At 59.5% G+C, this 20,297-nt stretch carries 20 protein-coding genes; 7 read left to right on the top strand and 13 right to left on the bottom strand.

What is annotated here, in order from left to right:
• The first annotated feature begins 224 nt into the window (after window positions 1-224).
• Together GGD50_RS01020 and GGD50_RS01015 are read left to right on the top strand one after the other, a co-directional pair.
• Window positions 225-1,382, top strand: coding sequence for a PA0069 family radical SAM protein (locus GGD50_RS01020; protein ID WP_107107176.1), 1,158 nt, complete (start codon window positions 225-227; stop codon window positions 1,380-1,382).
• A 204-nt stretch (window positions 1,383-1,586) separates the two neighbouring features.
• The gene (locus GGD50_RS01015; protein WP_107107175.1) at window positions 1,587-2,246 is read left to right on the top strand and encodes a ribonuclease HII; all 660 of its coding nucleotides are present in this window, start codon (window positions 1,587-1,589) and stop codon (window positions 2,244-2,246) included.
• A gap of 18 nt (window positions 2,247-2,264) precedes the next feature.
• Here the strand turns inward: GGD50_RS01015 and GGD50_RS01010 are convergent, their stop codons facing one another.
• From GGD50_RS01010 to GGD50_RS00955, 12 genes are all read right to left on the bottom strand, one after another.
• Complete coding sequence (locus GGD50_RS01010) at window positions 2,265-2,813, bottom strand: aminoglycoside phosphotransferase family protein (RefSeq protein ID WP_246451034.1); 549 nt, start codon at window positions 2,811-2,813, stop codon at window positions 2,265-2,267.
• 361 nt (window positions 2,814-3,174) lie between these two features.
• The gene (locus GGD50_RS01005) at window positions 3,175-3,666 is read right to left on the bottom strand and encodes a F0F1 ATP synthase subunit B (protein WP_107107174.1); all 492 of its coding nucleotides are present in this window, start codon (window positions 3,664-3,666) and stop codon (window positions 3,175-3,177) included.
• Between the two features lie 3 nt (window positions 3,667-3,669).
• Window positions 3,670-4,263, bottom strand: a complete 594-nt coding sequence (locus GGD50_RS01000) for a F0F1 ATP synthase subunit B (protein ID WP_107107173.1) — start codon at window positions 4,261-4,263, stop codon at window positions 3,670-3,672.
• 79 nt (window positions 4,264-4,342) lie between these two features.
• Window positions 4,343-4,570 (bottom strand): F0F1 ATP synthase subunit C, encoded by a 228-nt coding sequence (locus tag GGD50_RS00995; protein ID WP_028750571.1) that lies wholly within the window; start codon window positions 4,568-4,570, stop codon window positions 4,343-4,345.
• A 69-nt stretch (window positions 4,571-4,639) separates the two neighbouring features.
• Complete coding sequence (locus GGD50_RS00990; protein ID WP_107107172.1) at window positions 4,640-5,392, bottom strand: F0F1 ATP synthase subunit A; 753 nt, start codon at window positions 5,390-5,392, stop codon at window positions 4,640-4,642.
• A gap of 79 nt (window positions 5,393-5,471) precedes the next feature.
• On the bottom strand, window positions 5,472-5,816 hold the full coding sequence (locus GGD50_RS00985; RefSeq protein WP_107107171.1) for an AtpZ/AtpI family protein: 345 nt from the start codon (window positions 5,814-5,816) through the stop codon (window positions 5,472-5,474).
• 315 nt (window positions 5,817-6,131) lie between these two features.
• Window positions 6,132-7,310, bottom strand: coding sequence for a cell wall hydrolase (locus GGD50_RS00980; protein WP_107107170.1), 1,179 nt, complete (start codon window positions 7,308-7,310; stop codon window positions 6,132-6,134).
• Window positions 7,311-7,480: 170 nt separating this feature from the next.
• On the bottom strand, window positions 7,481-9,346 hold the full coding sequence (locus GGD50_RS00975) for a potassium transporter Kup (RefSeq protein ID WP_425503975.1): 1,866 nt from the start codon (window positions 9,344-9,346) through the stop codon (window positions 7,481-7,483).
• 53 nt (window positions 9,347-9,399) lie between these two features.
• Window positions 9,400-10,377 (bottom strand): magnesium transporter CorA family protein, encoded by a 978-nt coding sequence (locus GGD50_RS00970; protein ID WP_107107168.1) that lies wholly within the window; start codon window positions 10,375-10,377, stop codon window positions 9,400-9,402.
• Window positions 10,378-10,779: 402 nt separating this feature from the next.
• Entirely contained in the window at window positions 10,780-11,934 is a 1,155-nt protein-coding gene (locus GGD50_RS00965) for an Mrp/NBP35 family ATP-binding protein (protein WP_107107167.1), read from the bottom strand.
• A gap of 622 nt (window positions 11,935-12,556) precedes the next feature.
• On the bottom strand, window positions 12,557-13,297 hold the full coding sequence (locus GGD50_RS00960; RefSeq protein ID WP_414125037.1) for a helix-turn-helix transcriptional regulator: 741 nt from the start codon (window positions 13,295-13,297) through the stop codon (window positions 12,557-12,559).
• Window positions 13,298-13,622: 325 nt separating this feature from the next.
• Window positions 13,623-14,408 carry an IclR family transcriptional regulator gene (locus tag GGD50_RS00955; protein WP_107107247.1) on the bottom strand — a complete coding sequence of 262 codons (786 nt, stop codon included), beginning with the start codon at window positions 14,406-14,408 and terminating at the stop codon, window positions 13,623-13,625.
• 159 nt (window positions 14,409-14,567) lie between these two features.
• Between GGD50_RS00955 and GGD50_RS00950 the strand changes: the two genes are divergently transcribed.
• From GGD50_RS00950 to GGD50_RS00930, 5 genes are all read left to right on the top strand, one after another.
• Window positions 14,568-15,338 carry an SDR family NAD(P)-dependent oxidoreductase gene (locus GGD50_RS00950; protein ID WP_107107166.1) on the top strand — a complete coding sequence of 257 codons (771 nt, stop codon included), beginning with the start codon at window positions 14,568-14,570 and terminating at the stop codon, window positions 15,336-15,338.
• Window positions 15,339-15,409: 71 nt separating this feature from the next.
• Window positions 15,410-16,327 (top strand): 2-dehydro-3-deoxygalactonokinase, encoded by a 918-nt coding sequence (locus tag GGD50_RS00945; protein WP_107107165.1) that lies wholly within the window; start codon window positions 15,410-15,412, stop codon window positions 16,325-16,327.
• Window positions 16,328-16,341: 14 nt separating this feature from the next.
• Window positions 16,342-16,977, top strand: a complete 636-nt coding sequence (locus tag GGD50_RS00940; RefSeq protein WP_107107246.1) for a 2-dehydro-3-deoxy-6-phosphogalactonate aldolase — start codon at window positions 16,342-16,344, stop codon at window positions 16,975-16,977.
• Between the two features lie 5 nt (window positions 16,978-16,982).
• On the top strand, window positions 16,983-17,870 hold the full coding sequence (locus tag GGD50_RS00935) for an SMP-30/gluconolactonase/LRE family protein (RefSeq protein WP_107107164.1): 888 nt from the start codon (window positions 16,983-16,985) through the stop codon (window positions 17,868-17,870).
• Window positions 17,871-18,219: 349 nt separating this feature from the next.
• Window positions 18,220-18,840, top strand: coding sequence for a PRC-barrel domain-containing protein (locus GGD50_RS00930; protein WP_107107163.1), 621 nt, complete (start codon window positions 18,220-18,222; stop codon window positions 18,838-18,840).
• 76 nt (window positions 18,841-18,916) lie between these two features.
• Here the strand turns inward: GGD50_RS00930 and GGD50_RS00925 are convergent, their stop codons facing one another.
• Complete coding sequence (locus tag GGD50_RS00925; protein WP_107107162.1) at window positions 18,917-20,275, bottom strand: putative bifunctional diguanylate cyclase/phosphodiesterase; 1,359 nt, start codon at window positions 20,273-20,275, stop codon at window positions 18,917-18,919.
• Window positions 20,276-20,297 lie beyond the last annotated feature (22 nt).

The raw sequence follows: 20,297 nt of genomic DNA, 5'->3' as shown, positions 1-20,297 counted from the left end.
ATTTATAGAGCGACGCACAAATTATTGCCAGCGCATAAGCTTTAAAACCGGAAGGTCTAAAGTAAGGCTTTGATGGGGTTCAAAATGTCCCCACGACCTCTCGGCCAGACGGCGTAGCGGTGCGCAATCGCGCATTTTGTTCTTGCATTGTTCTCATTTGTCGGATAGGAATTTAATCATCTTAGACGCGGCATGCGACGCCATGAACCGCCCCGGAGTTACCGATGAACGAGCAGTCCCTTGCAGGGCAGGCCGCATTCGCGCCTGCCAATACGGCAGATGTTGCCAATGCTTTGATCGCCGACACCGGTCTCAGAGTCGAGATCGACCGCAGGCGCGGCCGCGGTGCCGGGCTGAACCCCAGCGGCCGATTCGAGGCCCTGAAGCGTGAGACATTCGATGACGGCTGGCAGACGCTAGAAGAGCTGCCGCCTTTCAAAACCGAAGTGCAGGTGGAGAAGCCGCGCACGGCAATCACCCGCAACGACTCTCCCGATATAGGCTTCGATCGTTCCATCAATCCCTATCGCGGCTGCGAGCATGGCTGCATCTATTGTTTCGCGCGGCCGACGCATGCCTATATGGGCCTGTCGGCTGGGCTCGATTTCGAATCGAAACTCTTCGCCAAGCCAGACGCGGCTCGGCTGCTCGAACGGGAACTGGCAAGGCCGGGCTACAAGCCGCGCGTCATCGCCATCGGCACCAATACCGATCCCTATCAGCCGATCGAGAAGGAATGGCGCGTCATGCGCCAAATTCTCGAAGTCCTGAACAAGGCGAACCATCCGGTTGCGATCGTCACCAAGTCGGCGCTGATCATGCGCGATATCGACATTCTTAAGGAGATGGCCGCCAAGAACCTGGTTCGGGTCGGTATTTCCGTGACCACGCTCGACCGCAAGCTGGCGCGCACCATGGAACCGCGCGCAGCGACGCCACAGCGGCGGCTGGAGGCGATCCGGGCGCTCAGCGAGGCCGGCATCCAGACAGCCGTCATGGTGGCGCCGATCATTCCGGCGCTCAACGACCACGAAATCGAGCGCATCCTTGATGCCAGCAAGGCCGCCGGCGCCATAGAAGCGAGCTATGTCATTCTGCGCCTTCCGCTGGAGGTCAGCCCGCTCTTCCGCGACTGGCTGCTGCAGAACTATCCGGATCGCTACCGCCACGTCATGTCGTTGATCCGCTCGATGCGCGGCGGCAAGGATTATGATGCCGAGTTTGGCAAGCGCATGAAGGGCGCGGGTCCCTATGCCTGGCAGATCAGCCGCCGTTTCGAAATGGCGATCAAGCGGCTGGAGCTCACCCGTCGCAGTATCGCGCTGCGCGACGACCTGTTTGTGCCGCCAGATGGCAGCGGCGTGCAGCTTTCACTGCTCTGAGCGGCTCAGCTTTTCACGGAATCTTAGAACCGCTCTCTCTTTTTGTTTTTCCGCAATTCCGGACGGAAAGCGGCTCACGCACTTTTCCTGAAATTGCTCTGACCCTTTCCCGCGGGTTTCCCTGCCCGCCGGAAGAGCCCCCAGGTTCGCCGCCTTGATCCACCGGGGGCTTGCAGGAGATCGGGTGGTGTGCGAGCTTGCCGCATGCCACGCAGCACACCATCCGATTCTCCCATGCTTTTCGACGAAGGCCCGATCGTTCCGACTTTCGAACTGGAGCTGATTGCTCGCCGCGCAGGTCACTGGCCCGTTGCCGGTGCCGACGAAGCGGGACGCGGGCCTCTGGCAGGCCCGGTCGTTGCGGCGGCTGTCATTCTCGACCCGGAGCGCATTCCTGAGGGATTGAATGATTCCAAGCAGCTTTCGGCCATGAGGCGTGAGGCGCTGTTTGTCGAAATCCTCGCGACCGCCACCGTCTCCATTGCTTCCTCGAGCGCGGCCCGCATCGATATCACCGATATTCGCAAGGCTAGCCTGGATGCCATGCGCCGCGCCATCTGCAGCCTTGCCGTGCCGGCAAGCTATGTCCTGACGGATGGGCTGGATGTGCCTGGCGGTCTCGCCTGTCCGGGAAAAGCCGTGGTCAAGGGCGACGCTCGCTCCTTTTCCATCGCCGCCGCCTCGATCGTCGCCAAGGTGACACGCGACCGGATGATGGCCCGCGCTGGCGACGTCTTTCCGGCTTACGGTTTTGCGTCCCATGCCGGCTACGGTACGCCGGAGCATCGCGCCGGTATCAAGAAGCACGGCCCCTGTTCGCTGCATCGTATGAGCTTTCGCCCCCTTCGAAGGGAAGAGGTCTGACAGCGCCTTTCCCACCCTTCAATCCATAAGACCGGCTATAATCTCGTCCCGATGTTCGCTGATATAGGCGACATCGCGCCGGTAAATGCGATCGTGGCCCTCTTCGATGTTGCGGCGATACCGTTCCACGCCATTGGCCGCCTCGCGTTCCATGAAGCCGACCAAGGCATTCAGACGGTCAATGATCATGCCGGGCAATACCGGTCGTTCCTTGGCGGGTAAGCCGTAAGCATCAAGAAAAAGGCGAGTGCGGAGAATTTGCGTATCCAGTCCGCCGAGATCTTCGATTGCGACGCCGGCGGACAGAGGCGCCCAGCGATAGATGGCATAAGCAATGTCCCAGTCACGCGGGCCAGGATGGGCAGTCTCAAAGTCGATGATATCGGTCACCTCGCCGCTATTCAGAACAACATTATAGGGTGCGAAATCGCCATGGCAGATCACTTCGAACGGTGGTCTCGGCGGCAATTGCCATGTCTGATCTTTCTCCAGCATCGGCGGCATAAACAGCGCAGTGCAATCATGATAGCGCCGCAGCAGCCGCGCCGCCGACCGCAGAGCGGTCATCGACCTCATATTCTCATTCTCATCCAGGTCGCCGGTCTCGCCCGGAAGAAAGCTCACCCTCTCCCAAGCCGCGTCATATCCGCCAGAAAATGGCGCGTTCACAAAGCCATGTGATTGAAGTGTGGAGAGTAAGGCGTGAACGCTCGCTGTCCAGGGACGGGTGCGCCTATAGATAAGATCACCATGGCGGAATGGTCCTTCGCCGCCGTCCACGCTCGGTATCACCAGATCACTCCTTAAAACGAGGCGGAAATCTAGTTTGGATTCGGGACCATCGTCAAATGCTGCCGCAGATGAGTGTGCCACAAACGCAAAAAGCCCGGCTGAAGCCGGGCTTTTCCTAGAGATCGATTGCTTGCGCTTAGTTCAACCGCGCCTTCACTTCGCCAACGGCGTTGCTGAAGAGTTCGGATTGAACCTGGCCACCGGCCTTCTTGGCGAGCACGGATTCGGCGGCAGCGATAGCCAGATCGACGGCAGCGGAACGGACCGCCTTCATCGCATCGGCTTCCGCCTGCTTGATCTTCTGCTCGGAAAGCGCCGTACGATTGGCGACGAATTCTTCCGTCTTCTTGCGAGCTTCCGTCGTCAGCATTTCAGCTTCGCGCTCGGCTGCCGCAACGATATGAGCAGCTTCGGCTTCGGCTTCCTTCCGCTTGCGCTGGTACTCGGCCAGAAGATGCTGGGCCTCTTCGCGCAGACGCTTGGCTTCAGCCAGATCGTTGCGGATCTGATCGGCGCGGTCGTCCAGCGACTTGGCCATCATGCCCGGCACCTTCAGATAGACGACAAGGCCGAGGAAGAGGATGAGAGCGACGAAGGCAAAGAAAGTTTCGTCGAGACCGAATTCCATGGATCAACCCTCCCGCTTGGCGGATGCTTCGGCAACAGCCGATGCGACATCGGCCTGACCGGCAACGTTGCCGACGAGCTGCTCGACAACGGCAGCCGCCGTTTCTTCAGCAATGGCGCCGACATCACCAAAGGCCTTCGCCTTGATCTCGGCGATACGAACCTCAGCGGCCTTCAGCTTCTCGGAAAGACTTGCTTCGATCGTCTTGCGATCTTCCTCAGCCTTTGCCTTGGCGGCATCGCGGGCGGTGGCACCGATCGAATTCGCCTTGGCGCGCGCTGCAGCCAATTCGCTTTCGTAGGTCGCAACAGCAGCATCGGCTTCGGCCTTCAGACGCGAGGCTTCGTCGATATCCTGGGCGATGCGATCGTGCCGGCTTTCAATGATGCTGCCGACGCGCGGAATAACGATCTTCTGCATGGCCACGTAGAAGATGACGAAGGTGATCACCAGCCAAAGAAGCTGTGACGGATACGTCGTATGGTCAAACGGCGGGAATACGCCTGCGTGATGGCCCTGATCGGGCGCACCCGTCTCCGTATGCACCGCGCCGGCTGCCGGCGGTGCTTCTTCAGCATATGCCGGGGTCACAAACATGCTCACCTCCAGGTGGTCTGCAAATATAAAGAATCACGGCCCGCTGTCCCGCGAACCGTGATCTATCATGCCGTTGATATCAGACGGCGAAGAGCAGGAGGAGAGCGATGAGCAGCGAGAAGATGCCCAGAGCTTCCGTAACGGCGAAGCCGAATACCAGACGGCCGAACTGGCTGTCAGCGGCAGACGGATTGCGAAGCGCGCCGGACAGGTAGCTGCCGAAGATGTTGCCGAGGCCGAGAGCCGTACCGGCCATACCAAAGCAAGCCAGACCTGCGCCGATGAACTTTGCTGCTTCCGCTTCCATGTTGAACTCCTTTGAAATGGTTGTTGCGGCGAATGACTGACGCCCTGCAGACGTCAATGTCGGTAATCCTTAGTGGCCACCCGGATGGATTGCGTCATTGATGTACATGCAAGTCAGTACCGCAAAGACGTAAGCCTGAAGGAAGGCGACGAGGAACTCGAGACCGGTCAGGGCGACGGTCATGATCAGGGGAAGAATGGCGCCGCCGATGCCAATCGCGCCAAGGGCTCCGAGCGAGGCAACGAAGCCTGCGAACACCTTAAGCGTGATATGGCCTGCCAGCATGTTGGCGAAAAGACGAACAGAGAGCGAAATCGGCCGGGACAGGAAGGAGATGATCTCGATCGTCACCACCAGCGGCAACAATACGCCAGGCACGCCCTCCGGCACGAAGAGCTTCAGAAAGCCGAAGCCATGCTTGATGGCGCCGTAGAGGATGACCGTCAGGATGACCAGAAGCGCCAGCGCGAAGGTAACGATGATCTGGGCAGTGACGGTGAAGAAATAAGGAACCATGCCGAGCAGGTTCGCCGTCAGCACGAACATGAAGAGCGAGAAGACCAGCGGGAAGAATTTCATCCCCTTGGTTCCCGCCCCTTCTTTCAACATCGAGGCGATGAATTCGTAAGCCATTTCCGCGATGGATTGGGCGCGGTTCGGAATCACGCTGCGGGGCGCCGTGGCAAAATAGAGGAAGCCAGCGGAGATCACTGCGGAGGCAACCATGAACAAGGAAGCATTGGTGAACGAAAAATCAATTCCGCCGATGTCGATCGGGATAATCTTGAAGATCAGGAACTGATGGGTAGGTCCGTTTGCCACCGCTTGTTCTCTTTCATTTTCCCGCTCGTCAAAGCGGATGCCTCTCACCAGGAAACCGCGCCGCAGCGCTGCTTCCGCCTCACTTCTTATCAAGCCCGTGCTTTTCAAGCATCGGCGTCGCCACCTTGCCTGCAGAGCGCAGAACATTCAGAACGCCGGCACAAAATCCGAGAAGCAGAAAAACAATCATGCCCCACGGCGCCGTGCCGACAAAACGGTCCAACAGATAGCCCAGAACAGCGCCGACGATGATGGCAGCAATGAACTCACTGGAAAGCTTCATCGCCTGAGCATAGCCTTTGCGGCTTTCCTCGGCGCGAACCTCCCCTCGTTCATCCTCTCCCAACGCAGAGCGCTTGTTTGCCAGTTCGGCTCCCAGTTGCTCCCGTCGCTTTTCCAGACCTTCGTCGCGGTCATCCACCATGGCGACGTCCTCCTATTTTCGCTGCGCGCAGCCCCATTACCCCGGTCAACGCGTAAACGAACAGCAGGTTTCGTCACCTTTTCGGCCCGTTTTGAAGTCGCGCGCAACATAGTTTTAGGAAAAAGCATAGTCAAGGCGTAGACGTCATCTGTCCAGCCATAAATTAGCCGAATTAAATCATGATCTTAGGCTGAATATGCGATGCGGGCGGAAAACTGGGCCGAAGAATCCTCTTCAGGCCGGGTTTTTCTGTGGCCTTTTTGTCGCGCAGCCCGCGCTTACGAAATCGGATTAGTCCCGCCGCGCAACAGGCCGTCAGCTCCAGCCGCCGCCATAGGTGCGATAGAAGATGTGCATGCCAATGCGGCCGACCTTTACCATTTCGGCCGCCCATTTCGGCCGGACGTAGACGGCGTGATAGTGCGTGGCGGAGCCGACTTCCGGCAGCCAGATCCTGCCGGCGGTCACGGCCATGGCGACCTGGCGGGCGACCTTCCAATGTTCGGGTGAGTTGACCCGGTCCTTGACGTTGTCGCAGGCAAAGGAAAACTGGCATGCATTGTGCCAATCGTCGTTCTGATAAACGACGCCGCAGATGGTTTTCGGATAGGCCGGGTTGCGGACGCGATTGAGGATGACCTGGGCTACGGCCGCCTGTCCCTTTACCGATTCCCCGCGCGCTTCAAAATAGATACCGGTGGCGAGGCATTGCTGCTCGTCCGAGGAAAAGACTGAGGGCGGCAGGACATTGGCGGCCCAGGCGTGATCCTGTGGACCGATCTGCGGCACGAAACGGCCCTCACCGTCCTGATCCTTGGCGAGAATCGAATCGAAGGGTGAAACGCGGGCATAATCCGGCGGCGGCGACGCGTAGGCGGCAGCGAGGACATCGGCATCCTGGCTTGTTACCAAGCTCGCAAGATAGGACGGCACGCTATTGTCGGGTTTCGGTGGCTCTTTCTTATAGAAGGCCGTAGCGATCTGAATTTCCTTGCCGCCGATCTTCGGCTTCAGGAATGCCGTCTTGTCCTTGTTATCCAGTTCGGGACGGAACAACAGGCTCTCGCGCTGCAGCACAGAGCCAGCGGAAAAATCCTTGGGCGGCTGCATGGGCGCGACCGCAACCACCCTGCTCTTCTTATCCTGGCGATTGATGCGATCTTCGTCCGGCTTGGGATCGCTCCCCTTTTGCTGCGACAGGAAAGCGACGCGACGGCCGTCGGGCAGGACGAGACCGCCATCGCCAATGGCAGCAGCGGTCGATGCGTCGCCAAAGGCAAGTTCGGCCTGATGCGTCGAGCCTGCCGGCGAATTGGTGATGACCATGCGCCAGTTGCTGCTACCCCTGTCGATACCCGCAAGCAGACCTGCAAGATCGGCATAGGCCACCGCCGAAGGAAAGATCAGCCATGCGCAAAGCCCGAAGACGGCTGGCGAAGTCCAGTTTTTCGGCAAAAGACCAAATTTACGAGGGACACGACGCGGGCGAGACAATACCGGACTCCACGGCACTCTGGGTTAGGAGCCGAAATAATCTCGCATTAACCTTGATGGATGGTTAATTCTGGCGGCCGTGCCATCACCATCTATTCACGAAGACGCAAGCAAAAGGCCCGGCGGATATTCACCGGGCCTTTGATGTAAACAAGCTGAACTGAGCTGCGTCAGATGATGACGTGCGATCCCAGTTCGACGACGCGGTTGGCCGGCAGGCGGAAGTAGTCTGAAGGATCGGTCGCGGCGTTGGCGAGCGCGATGTAGAGCCGGTCCTGCCAGTGCGGCATGCCGGATTTCGCGTCCGGAACCAGCTTACGGCGGCCGAGATAGAAGGAAGTCGACATGATGTCGAACTTCAGGCCGGTCTTGCGCAAGGTCGCCAGTGCCTGCGAGACGTTCTGCGATTCCATGAAGCCGAAGCGCAGCTCGACGCGCGAGAAGCGGTCGGAGACCTTCTCGACCGAGTAGCGGTCCTCCTGCACAACGCGCGGCTTATTGATGGTGCGGATCGTCAGGATGACGTTTTTGTCGTGCAGGACGTGATTGTGCTTCAGATTGTGCAACAGCGCCGCGGGTGCCGATTCCGGATCGCTGGTGAGGAAGATCGCCGTACCGGGCACATGCGCCGGCGAATGGTCGCTCTTGCGCTCGATGGAGCTGACGAAGGACGACAACGGAATATCCGTATGGCGCGTCTTCTCCATCAGGATCGCCGTACCGCGGCGCCAGGTCCACATGATCACCGTGAAGGCAGTCGCGATCAGCACCGGAACGTAGCCGCCGTCGTGGATCTTCAGCAGGTTGGCGCCCAGGAAGACGAATTCCAGCAACAGCAGCGGCGTGAGCACGGCAATTGCCATGGGCAGCGTCCAGTTCCAGCGCACACGCACGAACTCGAAAGCCATGATCGAGGTGACGACCATCGCGCCGGTCACCGAGATGCCGTAGGCCGTTGCCAGCGCATCCGAGGTCTTGAAGCTCAAGACGAGGAAGATGACGCCGAAGAACAGCACCGTGTTAACCGACGGCAGGAAAATCTGGCCGGTATTGGTCTCGGAGGTGAAGAGGATTTCCATGCGCGGCAGGAAGCCGAGGTGAATGGCCTGGCGCGTGAGCGAGAAGGCGCCGGTGATAACCGCCTGACTGGCGATGATCGTCGCGAGCGTGGCAAGAATGACCACCGGCAGGATCGCCCAATGCGGATACATCAGGAAGAACGGGTCGGACATCGCGAGCGGCTGGCGCAGGACGAGAGCCCCCTGGCCCAGATAATTCAGCGTCAGCGACGGAAACACCAGGGCGAACCAGGCCCATTGAATCGGCCGACGGCCGAAATGACCCAGGTCGGCGTAGAGTGCTTCGGCACCGGTGACGGTCAGGAAGACCGCGCCAAGCACGACGACACCGAGGAAACCCTCGTTCATCAGGAAGGTGACTGCATACCAGGGGTTCAAGGCGGCCAGGATGCCGAAATCGTCCGAGATATGCATGATGCCGGCCACGCCCATGACGATGAACCAGATCGCCGTGATCGGGCCAAAGAACCGCGCGACCGCACCGGTGCCGTGCGACTGGATGGCAAAGAGCAGCGCCAGGATCGCGACCGAGATCGGCACGATATAATCCGAGAGCGTCGGTGTCACCAATTTCAGGCCTTCGACGGCCGAAAGAACCGACAGCGCCGGGGTGATCATCGCATCGCCAAGGAAGAGCGCGGCGCCCATCAGGCCCAACAGCATCAGAACGGCGGTATGGCCGTTCGCCGTCTTCATCAACAGCGCCAAAAGCGACAGCGTACCGCCTTCGCCATCGTTGTCCGCCCGCAGCAGAAAAAGGACATATTTGATGGTGACGATGATGGTGAGCGCCCAAAACATCAGCGAAACGAGGCTGATGACTTCGCCGCGCGTCAGGCCGTCGGCGGCCACCGGCTTCAGCGCCTCGCGAAAGGCGTAAAGCGGGCTCGTACCGATATCGCCGTAGACCACGCCAATCGACCCCAAAGCGAGGTAGAAGAGTTTGCGTGTATTCATTTTCCCGTCGGGAGAATGATGGGTTTCGTCAGACATTCAGGATCACTAGACTCTCAGAGCCAGCCTTTCCAGCGAAAAAAGAGAAACGGAACGACCGCAGACACCACCATCAATAGCAACGAGGCCGGGTACCCATAGGCGAAATGCAGCTCGGGTATGAACTCGAAGTTCATACCGTAGACCGAGGCGACAAGCGTCGGCGGCAAGAAGACTACGGAGGCGATCGAGAAAATCTTGATGATGGCATTCTGCTCGATATTGATCAGGCCGAGCGATGCATCCAGCAGGAAGGTAATGTTACCGGCGACGAAGGATGCATGTTCGGATAAAGACTGCACATCCCGCGAGACATTGCGGCACAATTCCTTGGCCTCACGGTCCTGCTGCATGGCGGGGATGGTTTGGAGGAAGGTCAAAACCCGCGACAATGAACTCAGGCTGTCGCGCACCTTGCTGACCGTGCGATGATAGCCTGCAACGTCCTTCAGCTTTTCTTCCAAATAGTTCGACGGACGGCGGATTTTCTTCACGCGATCGCCGAACACATGCACCGACAATATATCGATGCTGGAGACCGTCTGTTCAAGGATCTCGGCCGTGCGGTCGACTATTGTTTCGAGAAGTTTCGCCAGAAGCGCAACGCCCGTGCGCCGCTCCTGCGGAATGCGCTGCAGCGCCGCAATGAACAGCGCAAAGGATTTCGGCCGCGCATAGCGGATGGTGATCAGGCGGTGACCCGTCAGGATGAAGGCAACGTCGGTCAGCGTCGGCAGGTTGGTATCGGCCTTCCACAGCAGCGAAGCCGTCAGGAAAACCGCGCCGTCTTCGACATAGAGCCGGCTTGAAGGCTCGATGTCCTTCATATCCTCGCGCGTCGGCACCTCGAGCCCGAGCAGGCGCTCGATAGTCGTCTCTTCTTCACGCGATGGCTCGACCATGTCGATCCAGATGGCATTGTCCGGCAATTGGGCAATGGTCGACAGATCTGCCAATTCGAGCGGCTTGCAATCGGAGCAATAGGCCGTGATCAACGGATCGTCCTCGATGCAGCGAAGGCAAAGCTATGACTGCGGCGCTTTGTGCGCTCCCGCCGAGATCCTACCAATGGCCAATGAAAAAAATTCATAAAACTCCGGCCGTATCCCGCCGGTTTGGCAGGGAATCCGTGTCCATGCTCCATTGCGCTGCTGTACCAATCCTTCGTCCGTCATGACAAAGCCGATTGCTCAGGCGAGACGAAGTCACCATTTGGCGGATGGCCGTCATCGGATATGGCCGACCAAATTCACGCCGGCGGCGCATATGCAGCAAAGCTCGCAAAGAATCAAGTCACAACCCCTTCGATGCGCGCTTTCACCGCAGATTCAAATCGTGCGAAGTCATAGCACACGGCGCGGGCAAGGCAATCGCTGCGCAGCACACGCCCTTGTGAATTATTCGAAGACGATGGAGGGTGCGGCGCGCTGAGGCGTGTTGCTGACCTGTGCCCAGACTTTGGTCGCGATATCGCGATAGATGCCGGCGACAGTGCCATTGGGGTCAGAAGCGACCAGCGGCGTTCCGGCATCGGAAGTCTCGCGGATGCCCATGGTCAGCGGCACTTCGCCGAGGAAGGGTATGCCGATGCGCTCGGCCTCCTTCCGCGCCCCGCCGTGACCGAAGATGTCGTAACGGGCGCCCGTGTCCGGAGCGATGAAATAGCTCATGTTCTCGACAATGCCGAGAACGGGCACTTCCACCTTCCGGAACATGTTGAGGCCCTTGCGGGCGTCGATCAGCGCCAGATCCTGCGGCGTCGAAACGATGACGGCGCCGGCGAGCGGCACTTGCTGCGCCATGGTAAGCTGGGCATCGCCAGTGCCTGGCGGCATATCGACGACGAGCACATCGAGCTCACCCCAGGCGACTTCCCGCAGCATCTGCAGGAGTGCCGACTGCACCATCGGCCCACGCCAGATCATCGCCGTCTCCTCTTCGACGAGGAAACCCATGGACATAACCTTGAGGCCGTAATTCTGCATCGGGTTGATGATGCGGCCGTCGATCTGCGTCGGACGGCCGGAAATCTTCAGCAGGCGCGGCATGGAAGGCCCATAGATATCGGCATCCAGAATGCCGACGCGCAGGCCGTTGGCGAGCAGGCCGAGCGCGAGGTTGACGGCCGTGGTCGACTTGCCGACGCCGCCCTTGCCGGAGGCAACCGCGATGATGGCGCCAATGCCGGGTACACCGATCTTGCCAGCGCGTGGCGGCTGTTGCGGCGCATGGGTATGGGGATGGTTATGGGCATGCGGCTGAGCAGCCGGACGCGGAGCAGGCGTGCCAGCAGCGTTGGCCTTCTTATCCGCGGTCAATGTGACCAAGGCACCTTTGACGCCAGGTAATTCCTTGACCACACGTTCGGCAGCAAGTCGCAGCGGTTCCAGTTCCTTGGCGCGCTCTGCCGGAACCGTGATCGAGAAATAGACCTTGGCATCGGAAATGAAGACATCCGAGACCATGCCGAGCTCAATGATGTTGTGCTCCAGGTCCGGGCCACGAACGGTCCTCAGCGTTTCCAGAACCTGTTCCTTGGTGATGTCCGTCATTCCATCCTCACTGCACCATTTCCATTCGGATCGCCGCGCATGGACGCCCACGCAGCAAACGCGCCAAATCTCTCAGGCTTAGATAGTGGAGTGAGGGAACTTCGCCAAACGAAATTAAGGGAATATCGACACAGAACTCAGTCCGTTGCGGCCGGCAGGTCCGCCGGGCTTATAGCCCTACCAGCCGCAACGCTCCCTTGGAGACTGAAATGTCAGCGGCGGACATAAAGCAATGCTTTGAAAGAAGTAGGGCGAGGATGCGAAAAATCGCGCCTTGGACCCTGTTGATTTTGAGGACGTGCCAAATAAGCAACAGCCGCTGCCGATACCTGCCGCTGGGAAAAGCAACGGCTATAATATCGGCAGCGACGGCCGGATCCGCGCACGTTTGTCGGCGCTGTCATCAAAGTCCCCTCTGGACCTCTGACTATTGAAATGCAGAAAGCGTGCCAGTTCCCCGAAATCAAAAAAGGCCCTTTTTTTCAATTGATTAGCAGGCCATCGCCCGTTACGCCCGCAAATCGGCGCAAAAGAAGTCAGCAAATTTTATGGGCAGCGCACAAAATTCACGCAGAAAATTGCCGGGATTTCGCTCGCTCTATCCGTCTCTGCGGAGGATGCCCTACTTTATCAATCCGACGCGCAGCGCCTTGGCGACTGCCTGGGTGCGGTTGACGGTGTCCAGCTTCTTGGTGGCCCTGTTCAGGTAGTGATTGACCGTATGTTCGGAGAGGGTCAGGATTTCGGCGATTTCCGCGCTGGTCTTGCCGGCGGCCGTCCAGTTCAGGCAATCGATCTCCCGGTCCGTCAGCGCGTCGGTGACGCGGATGTCCATATTACGGATTTCGGCGAGCCGGTCGAAAACATAGATTGCGACATAGCAGAGGTCCTTGATCTCTTCTGCGGTGAAGAGTTCGCGATCGCCGGCAAGCGATATCGCGCCGCGAAGACCGGACGCGTCGTGGGTCGGCAGATAGAGGCACCTCGTCATGCGGAAGCGTTCGAACAGGGCAGCGATGAGTTGAGCCCTGGCATCGTCGCGATTGGTGTTCGCCGTTGTCTCATGGACGAAAGGCAGTGTGGAACCGCGCAGCCGCCGCAGCACGGGGCTGCTCGTCATCAGCCCTTCCTGGTCGTACGTCGCCAGGAGTTCGGCGGGCCAGTTGTTGATGACTGAATTGCTCTGCAGTTCGAAGGATGTCACCGGCGGCAGATTCAGGACCATGAAAGCCCGGCAGCGATAGGCTTCGGTCAGCCGCTTCATGAAACGAAAAACATCGAACTGTGTTTTCAGACCGGTAATTTCATCAATGTAATCTTCGCCCCGAGGGGGCTTTCCCGCCTGCACCAATGCTGCCATCATTAGTCTTCTTTGTATATTAAGGGAGGGGCACAAACGCGAAACCGCCGCCTCCAAGCCTCCGGGTCATTACATGAACGCCGACAAGCGGGCGTTTGATCAATTATAAATTTTTAAAAATTTCGCCTGCTGCGACACTGTTTACTGCGGCGCCGGGGTAACCGGGTCGCCAACCTCCTCCGGATGTAACAGCAGGTACTAAGGAGAACGGCAGTTTATCCGCGATTCTCACAAGCAAATCAGAATAAGCGTGCAAGTTGGCCAAGGTCCAGCGTACGAAAGGCCAAATTGGTGAATTTCACATGACAGTCGAGAAAAGCGGGCGCATTTAGCGCCGGGGACCGAGCCGACTTTGCATATCCTGCATGATCGCGGCCGCCGCTGCTCTCACCAAAGGCGCCCATTCCTGCAATTTTTCCGACGTAACGCGGTATGCGGGGCCGGTTACGGAGACGCCGGCCAGCATTTCGTTGTCGTCCGAGTGGATCGGCGCGGCGACGCAGCATATGCCGCTCTCATGCTCTTCACGGTCAAAGGCGCAGCCGCGCCTCCTGATGTCCTCGATGTCGGCCCGGAGACCTGCCACGCTGCGATGGGTATGTTCGGTGTAAGCGTGAAACTCGAGCCCGGCGACACGCGCCTCGAAACTGATATCGTCGAGCGCGGACAAAGCGGCCTTGCCGACGCCGGTACAATAGGCCGGCGAGGCATTGCCGATCTGCGAATACATCCGCACGGACTGCCGACCCTCGACCTTGTCGAGATAGATGACCTCGGTGCCGCGCAGGACGCCGAGATGCACGGTTTCGCCGGTCTGCGCCTGCAGCAGACGCAGATGCGGCTCGGCGACGGTGCGAAACTCGTTGCGCGCCCAACTGCGGGAGGCAAGGCTCAAGAGCCTGATGCCGGGCAGATAACATCCGTCGCGATCGGTCTCCAGCAGCCCTTCTTCGACGAGGTGAGACAATTGCCTATGCAGCGTGCCACGCGGCTGGTCAGAGAGGGACAGGATGTCGGTAAAACGCATTGGACGATCGGCCAGCGCAACGAGATCGACGAGCGCCATGAGCTTGCCGAGCGTGCCGGTCTCCCGGCCGCGACGGATTTCCTTCATGTCGTCGCCCTGCCTCGAATTCACGATTGCCTCCGCGCGCCTCTGACACACCCTCATGTCCTTGACACGACGGAATGGTAATCGGATAATTCCATATAGTCAAATTGAGTTCCAAATAATGGAACAAGAAGGTATTTTCAATTCCGGGAGGAAACGAACTTGACCGAGGCACAGGCACAATTTCCCGATCTTAAGGATCGCACCGTCCTGATCACCGGCGGTGGTTCCGGTATCGGCGCCGCACTTGTCGAAGCTTTTGCCCAACAGGGCGCCAAGGTCGCCTTCATCGACATAGCCGAGGAGCCGAGCAAGGCGCTTGCCGCCCGGCTTTCGGCGCAATCGGCGCATCCGGTCGCCTTCTATCATGCCGACCTGCGCGACATCAGTGCCGTGAAGAGCACGGTCGCCGCCGTCGAATCCGACCTCGGTGCGATTCGCGTCCTGGTCAACAACGCCGCCTGGGACGACCGGCACGAGATCGACACGACGACCGAGGAGTACTGGGACAACAACCAGGCGATCAACCTCAAGCAGGTTTTTTTCGTCTCGCAGGCGGCAGCGCCGGGCATGCGCGCAGCCGGCGGCGGGGCGATCATCAATTTCTCATCGATCGTCTTCAAGATGAACCCACCGCATCTTTCCGCCTACGCAACCGCAAAGGCGGGCATCATCGGCCTGACCAAGAGCCTTGCCGGCCGCTTTGGACCGGAAAATATCCGCGTCAACGCCGTTCTGCCGGGCATGGTCGTCACCGAGCGGCAGATGGAGCTTTGGCTGACGGAAGAAGCCATAGCCAGCACCGTCGCGCGCCAATGCCTCAAGCATGTTCTCAAGGCCGCCGATCTGGTCGGCCCGACGCTTTTTCTCGCATCCAACTGCTCAGGCAGCATCACGGCGCAGTCCATCATCGTCGATGGAGGTATTTTCTGATGAAAAACCGGCGGTATTTTCTGATGAAAAACCAGTGGCATTTTCTAGTGAAAAATCAGGGGTATTTTTAAATGACACGGCCCGCATACATAGCGGTCGATTGGGGCACCAGCAGTTTCCGGCTGTGGCTGATCGGCGAAGATGACAGCATTCTCGGCGAGCGCCGCAGCGGCGAAGGCATGACGTCGGCGGCTCAGACAGGTTTCGCCAAGGTGCTGCAGTCGCATCTCGATGCCCTTGCAGCTCCGGAAGACCTTCCCGTCATCGTCTGCGGCATGGCCGGAGCACGCCAGGGCTGGGTGGAAGCCGGCTATATCGATACGCCGACGTCGCTCTCTGCCATCCTGACCGGCGCCGTCTCCGTGCCGGGTCAATCGCGCGATGTCCGCATTTTGCCGGGCCTCGCGCAGCGCGCCAAGGAAGCGCCGGACGTCATGCGCGGCGAGGAGACGCAATTGCTCGGCGCGATCGCCGCCGACGCCAAGGGCGAACAGCTCGTCTGCATGCCCGGCACGCATTCGAAATGGGTGCGTGTCGTCGACGGCCAGGTCACCGGCTTTTCGACCTTCATGACCGGCGAACTCTTCGACGTCATCACCAAACACAGCATCCTGTCGCACGCCGTTGCCGGCGCAGCCGACATGCCCGCAGACGTCTCCGCCTTCGAAACCGCGGTCAAAGCCGCCTTCAACAAGCCGGCCCTCGCGACGAACATGCTCTTTACCTCCCGCGCCGGCCAACTTCTGCATGGCCTGACGGCAGCCGGGGCGCAAGCGTTGATCTCGGGCACACTGATCGGCGCCGAATTCGCGGGCGCGCTGTCATCCGCCGGACAAGGGGCTGCGATCACTCTGGTTGCCTCCGGACGCCTGCAGGCGCTCTATGAAGATGCGTTCCGCATCCTCTCCCTCAACTATACGACTGTTGATGCCGATGCTGCCGTTCGCCGCGGGCTTTCCGCCGCTGCGAAGGCGATCTGGCCGAATTAACGAAAGAAAAGATGATGACGACCCGCACTCCCTTCCCTGCCATGAAACGCCCGCTCATCGCCATTCTCCGCGGCATCAAGCCCGAGGAGACGGCTGATATCGTCGGTGCGCTCATCGACGCCGGCTTGACCGCGATCGAAATCCCGCTGAACTCGCCGGAACCCTTCCGCTCCATCGAAATCGCCGCCAAGATGGCACCTGCAGACTGCCTGATCGGTGCCGGCACGGTGCTGACCGTGGAGGATGTCGACCGGCTAGACGCCGCCGGCGGCAAACTGCTGGTGACGCCGAATGTCGAGCCCGCCGTCATCAGCCGCGCCCGCGACAAGGGCATGGTGACGATGCCTGGCGTGTTCACCGCGACGGAAGCGCTTTCAGCCGCCCGCGCCGGCGCGACAGGTCTTAAATTTTTCCCGGCCGGCGTGCTCGGCGCCTCCGGCATCACCGCCATCCGCGCCGTGTTGCCGCCCGAACTCGTCATCGCGGCGGTCGGCGGCGTTTCGGACAAGAATTTCGCCGATTACACCAAGGCTGGCATCCTAGCCTTCGGTCTCGGCACCAGCCTTTACAAGCCGGGAATGACGACAGCAGAGGTTGCCGAACGCGCCAAGGTGACCATTTACGCCTATGATGCTGCCGTAGGAGCCTGATCCATATGACCGACATTCATGATTTCCAGGGCAATATTCTCTGCAACACCGCATCTGTCCTGGGCGAAGGGCCGACCTATGATCCCGATACGGATACGGTCTGGTGGTTCAACATCCTCGGCAAGGAGCTGCATGAACTGCATTTGGCGACGGGCAAGAAGGAAGTTCACACCCTGCCGATGATGGCGAGCGTGCTCGCTCGCGTCGACGCCGAACGGCAATTGATTGCCACTGAAGAAGGGCTGTTTCTTCGCGATATCAAATCCGGCGAATTGACCTTCTACGCCGCGATCGAGGCGGATAAGCCGGAAAACCGCTCCAATGACGGGCGCACGCATATCTCCGGTTCGTTGTGGATCAGCACCATGGGCAAGCGCGCCGAATTGCAGGCCGGCGCGATCTATCACGTCGCCGCCGGCAAGGTGACGAAGATCTTCGATCAGCTCAGCATTCCGAACTCCATCTGCTTTTCACCTGACGGCACGATCGGCTATTTCACCGATACCCGCATCAGCCAGTTGATGCGGGTGCTGGTCGACCCGCTGACAGGGCTTCCGGTCGGCGAACCGATCGTCATGGTCGACAGCATGGACGACCCAGGCGGCCTCGACGGCTCCGTCTGCGATGGCGACGGCTATATCTGGAACGCCCGCTGGGGCTCTGGTTTTGTCGATCGCTACAGCCCCGACGGCTTGCGCATCGAGCGCTATCGTGTGCCCGCCATGCAACCCTCCTGCCCGGCCTTCATCGGCCAGAATGGTGATCGCCTGGCCGTGACCACCGCCTGGGAAGGTCTCGATGAAGACGCCCGCTCGATGCAGCCGCAAGCCGGTGCGCTTCTCGAACTCGGCCCCACGGTCAAGGGTGTTTTCGACCCAGTCTACAAGATCTGATTGTATTTTGTCGTCTTCCCACTCCGAGGGAGACCATGCGGCCGGCAAAAGACTTTGCCGGCCTGCACTGACAAAAGCGTCGTCTGGCGTTGAACTCAGCCCGCTCGTCGCTGCAACCGGCCCGGATAATCAATTGCTTCGGTTGTACAAAGTGGCACATCACCCGTTGATTTTTCGCGTTATTTCGCTCTAACCGCGACGATATACAGCCGTTTCCCGCAACTCTTGCCGGAACTAAACCCTCGTTCGACCATTTTTCCTTAACGAACCGGCACGGTGATGGTCAGCCAATGGAATGGCCCCGCCCGAGCTGGTGAACATGCCCATCTGAATGAAAGGTAGGTTCACGATGACCGGCAAATTGTTCACTTCCGCCGCTGCTGGCGCAATCTTTGCTACAGCATCGGTTCTTTCTCCGATGGCTTTGGCGCAGCAGCAGCCGTCAACCGACAATAACACTGCGCCGATGACGAAGACCGCTCCGGCAACGCCGGACACCACCAAGCCGGCTGTCAAGACGCCGCAAAATGATGCTAAGGCTCCGGCTCCTGCACCGACGACAACCACGGCGCAGGCCGGTAGCTATCTGACCGAGCAGTCGGCAGATCAGATCAGCGCCAAGACCTATATGGGCCAGTCGGTCTATAATGGTAAGAATGAAAGCATCGGCAGCATCAACGACCTCATCCTGATGAAGCAGGGCGGTGTTGTCGCTGCGGTCGTCGGCGTCGGCGGTTTCCTGGGCCTCGGCCAGAAGAATGTCGCCGTTCCCTTCGACAAGATCACTGCGACGCAGAACGCCCAGGACGGCAGCATCAAGCTGACGACCACCGAAACGGCCGACTCGCTGAAGGCCGCTCCGGAGTTCAAGACGCTTGCTATGCAGGCTTCTGAAAAGGCCGCCAAGACGCCGGCAACGGCGGCGGTGCCTGGAACGGACACCACGACGACCTCGTCGACCAACAAATGACGAAGCCTATCGCGTAACGTTGAAAACGGCGGTCTTCACAGACCGCCGTTTTTGTATCCGTCGCAGCCGTCAACGTTCAGGCGTTTTCGCGCTCGCCGGCCAGTTCAAAATAGTTTTCGTGGAGATATCGCAGCGTCGCGACGCTGTCGGCAGGTTTGCCGTAGTAGTAGCCCTGCCCCATGGCGCAGCCGAGCGACCGGAGCGCTGCCGCCTCGGCATAGTCCTCGATCCCCTCTGCAACCACTTGCAGATCAAGCCCTTCGCACATGGCAAGGATCGCCTTGATGATGTGTTCGGAGGCCCGATCGGAATTGATGCGCGAGACGAAGGCACGATCGATCTTCACCTTGTCGAAGATGAAGTCGCGCAGACGACCAAGGCTCGATTGGCCGGTACCGAAATCATCCAACGAGATGCGCACGCCGGCCGCCCTGAGATCGGCGATGATGCGGTGCGCCGTGTCGGCCGAACTCATGACGGCCGTTTCAGTGATTTCCAGTTCCAGCCGGTGCGGATCGAGGCCGACGCGGCCGAGAATAGCGAGAATGCTGCTGCTCGTGCCCGGGTCCATCAATTGCGCGGATGACAGATTGAAGGAAAGGAAAAGCTCGCGCGGCCAGGAGAGCGCAGCCTCCGCCGCCTTCCGCAGCAGAGTCTCGGAAAGAGCGTCGATAAAACCGCGCTCCTCGGCAAGCGGCACGAAGACGGCGGGCGAGACGAAGCCGAGATCGGCGTCGTTCCAGCGAGCCAGCGCCTCGAAACCGACGATCAGATTGTTGGCAAGCGAGACGATCGGCTGGAAATGTACGTCGATGGCGTTGGAAATGATGGCATTGCGCAGCGCCTGTTCGAGCTGCGTCGCGCGCTTCATCTCCTGGGCGATCTCTTTGGAATAGACGGTGATCTGGCCGCGGCCGCGCCGCTTGGAACGATAAAGTGCCGTTTCGGCGCTTTTCAGCAGATCTTCGAACTCCTCGCCGGCGAACGGATAGATGGCGAAGCCGAAGGAGGCGGAAAGGCGGACGTTGCGGTCGCCGAGATCATAAGGCGCCGACAGCACCTCGCGGATCATCTGCCCGAACTTCTCCGCACCGACACGCTCAAAGACCAGCGGCAGCACGAAGGCAAATTCGTCGCCGTCATGACGGGTGACGGTGGCGCCGTCGGGAATGCAGGCTTTCAGGCGATGCGCCACCTGGCAAAGGATCTCGTCGCCGGCTTCGACACCGAAGAGGTCGTTGATCGGCTTGAAGGAATCCAGATTGGCGATGCCGATGGTGAAGGGTGCAGGATCGCTTGCGCGTTCGACGGAAAGCACACGCGCGCGGTCGCGCATGCGATAGCGGTTCCCCAAGCCGGTCAGCGGATCGGTATAGGCCATCGCCTGCAATTCGTTGTGACTGACTGGCGCAAGCGGTATTTCAGCCGATTTCATATTCAGTCCCGACACTTTCCTC

Source organism: Martinezella paranaensis, assembly GCF_014200235.1.
Taxonomy (GTDB): Bacteria; Pseudomonadota; Alphaproteobacteria; order Rhizobiales; family Rhizobiaceae; genus Rhizobium; species Rhizobium paranaense.
The sequence above is the reverse complement of the archived record's forward strand: the minus strand, read 5'-3'. Positions and strand labels throughout refer to the sequence as shown.

Bases quoted from the DNA above. Each gene is read 5' to 3' on its own strand.
- GGD50_RS00955 (WP_107107247.1), bottom strand. From the start codon at position 14,408: ATGAAGGAAATCCGTCGCGGCCGGGAGACCGGCACGCTCGGCAAGCTC.
- GGD50_RS00935 (WP_107107164.1), top strand. From the start codon at position 16,983: ATGACCGACATTCATGATTTCCAGGGCAATATTCTCTGCAACACCGCA.
- GGD50_RS00975 (WP_425503975.1), bottom strand. From the start codon at position 9,346: ATGAATACACGCAAACTCTTCTACCTCGCTTTGGGGTCGATTGGCGTG.
- GGD50_RS00960 (WP_414125037.1), bottom strand. From the start codon at position 13,297: ATGATGGCAGCATTGGTGCAGGCGGGAAAGCCCCCTCGGGGCGAAGAT.
- GGD50_RS00930 (WP_107107163.1), top strand. From the start codon at position 18,220: ATGACCGGCAAATTGTTCACTTCCGCCGCTGCTGGCGCAATCTTTGCT.
- GGD50_RS01015 (WP_107107175.1), top strand. From the start codon at position 1,587: ATGCCACGCAGCACACCATCCGATTCTCCCATGCTTTTCGACGAAGGC.
- GGD50_RS00940 (WP_107107246.1), top strand. From the start codon at position 16,342: ATGACGACCCGCACTCCCTTCCCTGCCATGAAACGCCCGCTCATCGCC.
- GGD50_RS00985 (WP_107107171.1), bottom strand. From the start codon at position 5,816: ATGGTGGATGACCGCGACGAAGGTCTGGAAAAGCGACGGGAGCAACTG.
- GGD50_RS00965 (WP_107107167.1), bottom strand. From the start codon at position 11,934: ATGACGGACATCACCAAGGAACAGGTTCTGGAAACGCTGAGGACCGTT.
- GGD50_RS00945 (WP_107107165.1), top strand. From the start codon at position 15,410: ATGACACGGCCCGCATACATAGCGGTCGATTGGGGCACCAGCAGTTTC.
- GGD50_RS01010 (WP_246451034.1), bottom strand. From the start codon at position 2,813: ATGACCGCTCTGCGGTCGGCGGCGCGGCTGCTGCGGCGCTATCATGAT.
- GGD50_RS01005 (WP_107107174.1), bottom strand. From the start codon at position 3,666: ATGGAATTCGGTCTCGACGAAACTTTCTTTGCCTTCGTCGCTCTCATC.
- GGD50_RS01000 (WP_107107173.1), bottom strand. From the start codon at position 4,263: ATGTTTGTGACCCCGGCATATGCTGAAGAAGCACCGCCGGCAGCCGGC.
- GGD50_RS00995 (WP_028750571.1), bottom strand. From the start codon at position 4,570: ATGGAAGCGGAAGCAGCAAAGTTCATCGGCGCAGGTCTGGCTTGCTTT.
- GGD50_RS01020 (WP_107107176.1), top strand. From the start codon at position 225: ATGAACGAGCAGTCCCTTGCAGGGCAGGCCGCATTCGCGCCTGCCAAT.
- GGD50_RS00925 (WP_107107162.1), bottom strand. From the start codon at position 20,275: ATGAAATCGGCTGAAATACCGCTTGCGCCAGTCAGTCACAACGAATTG.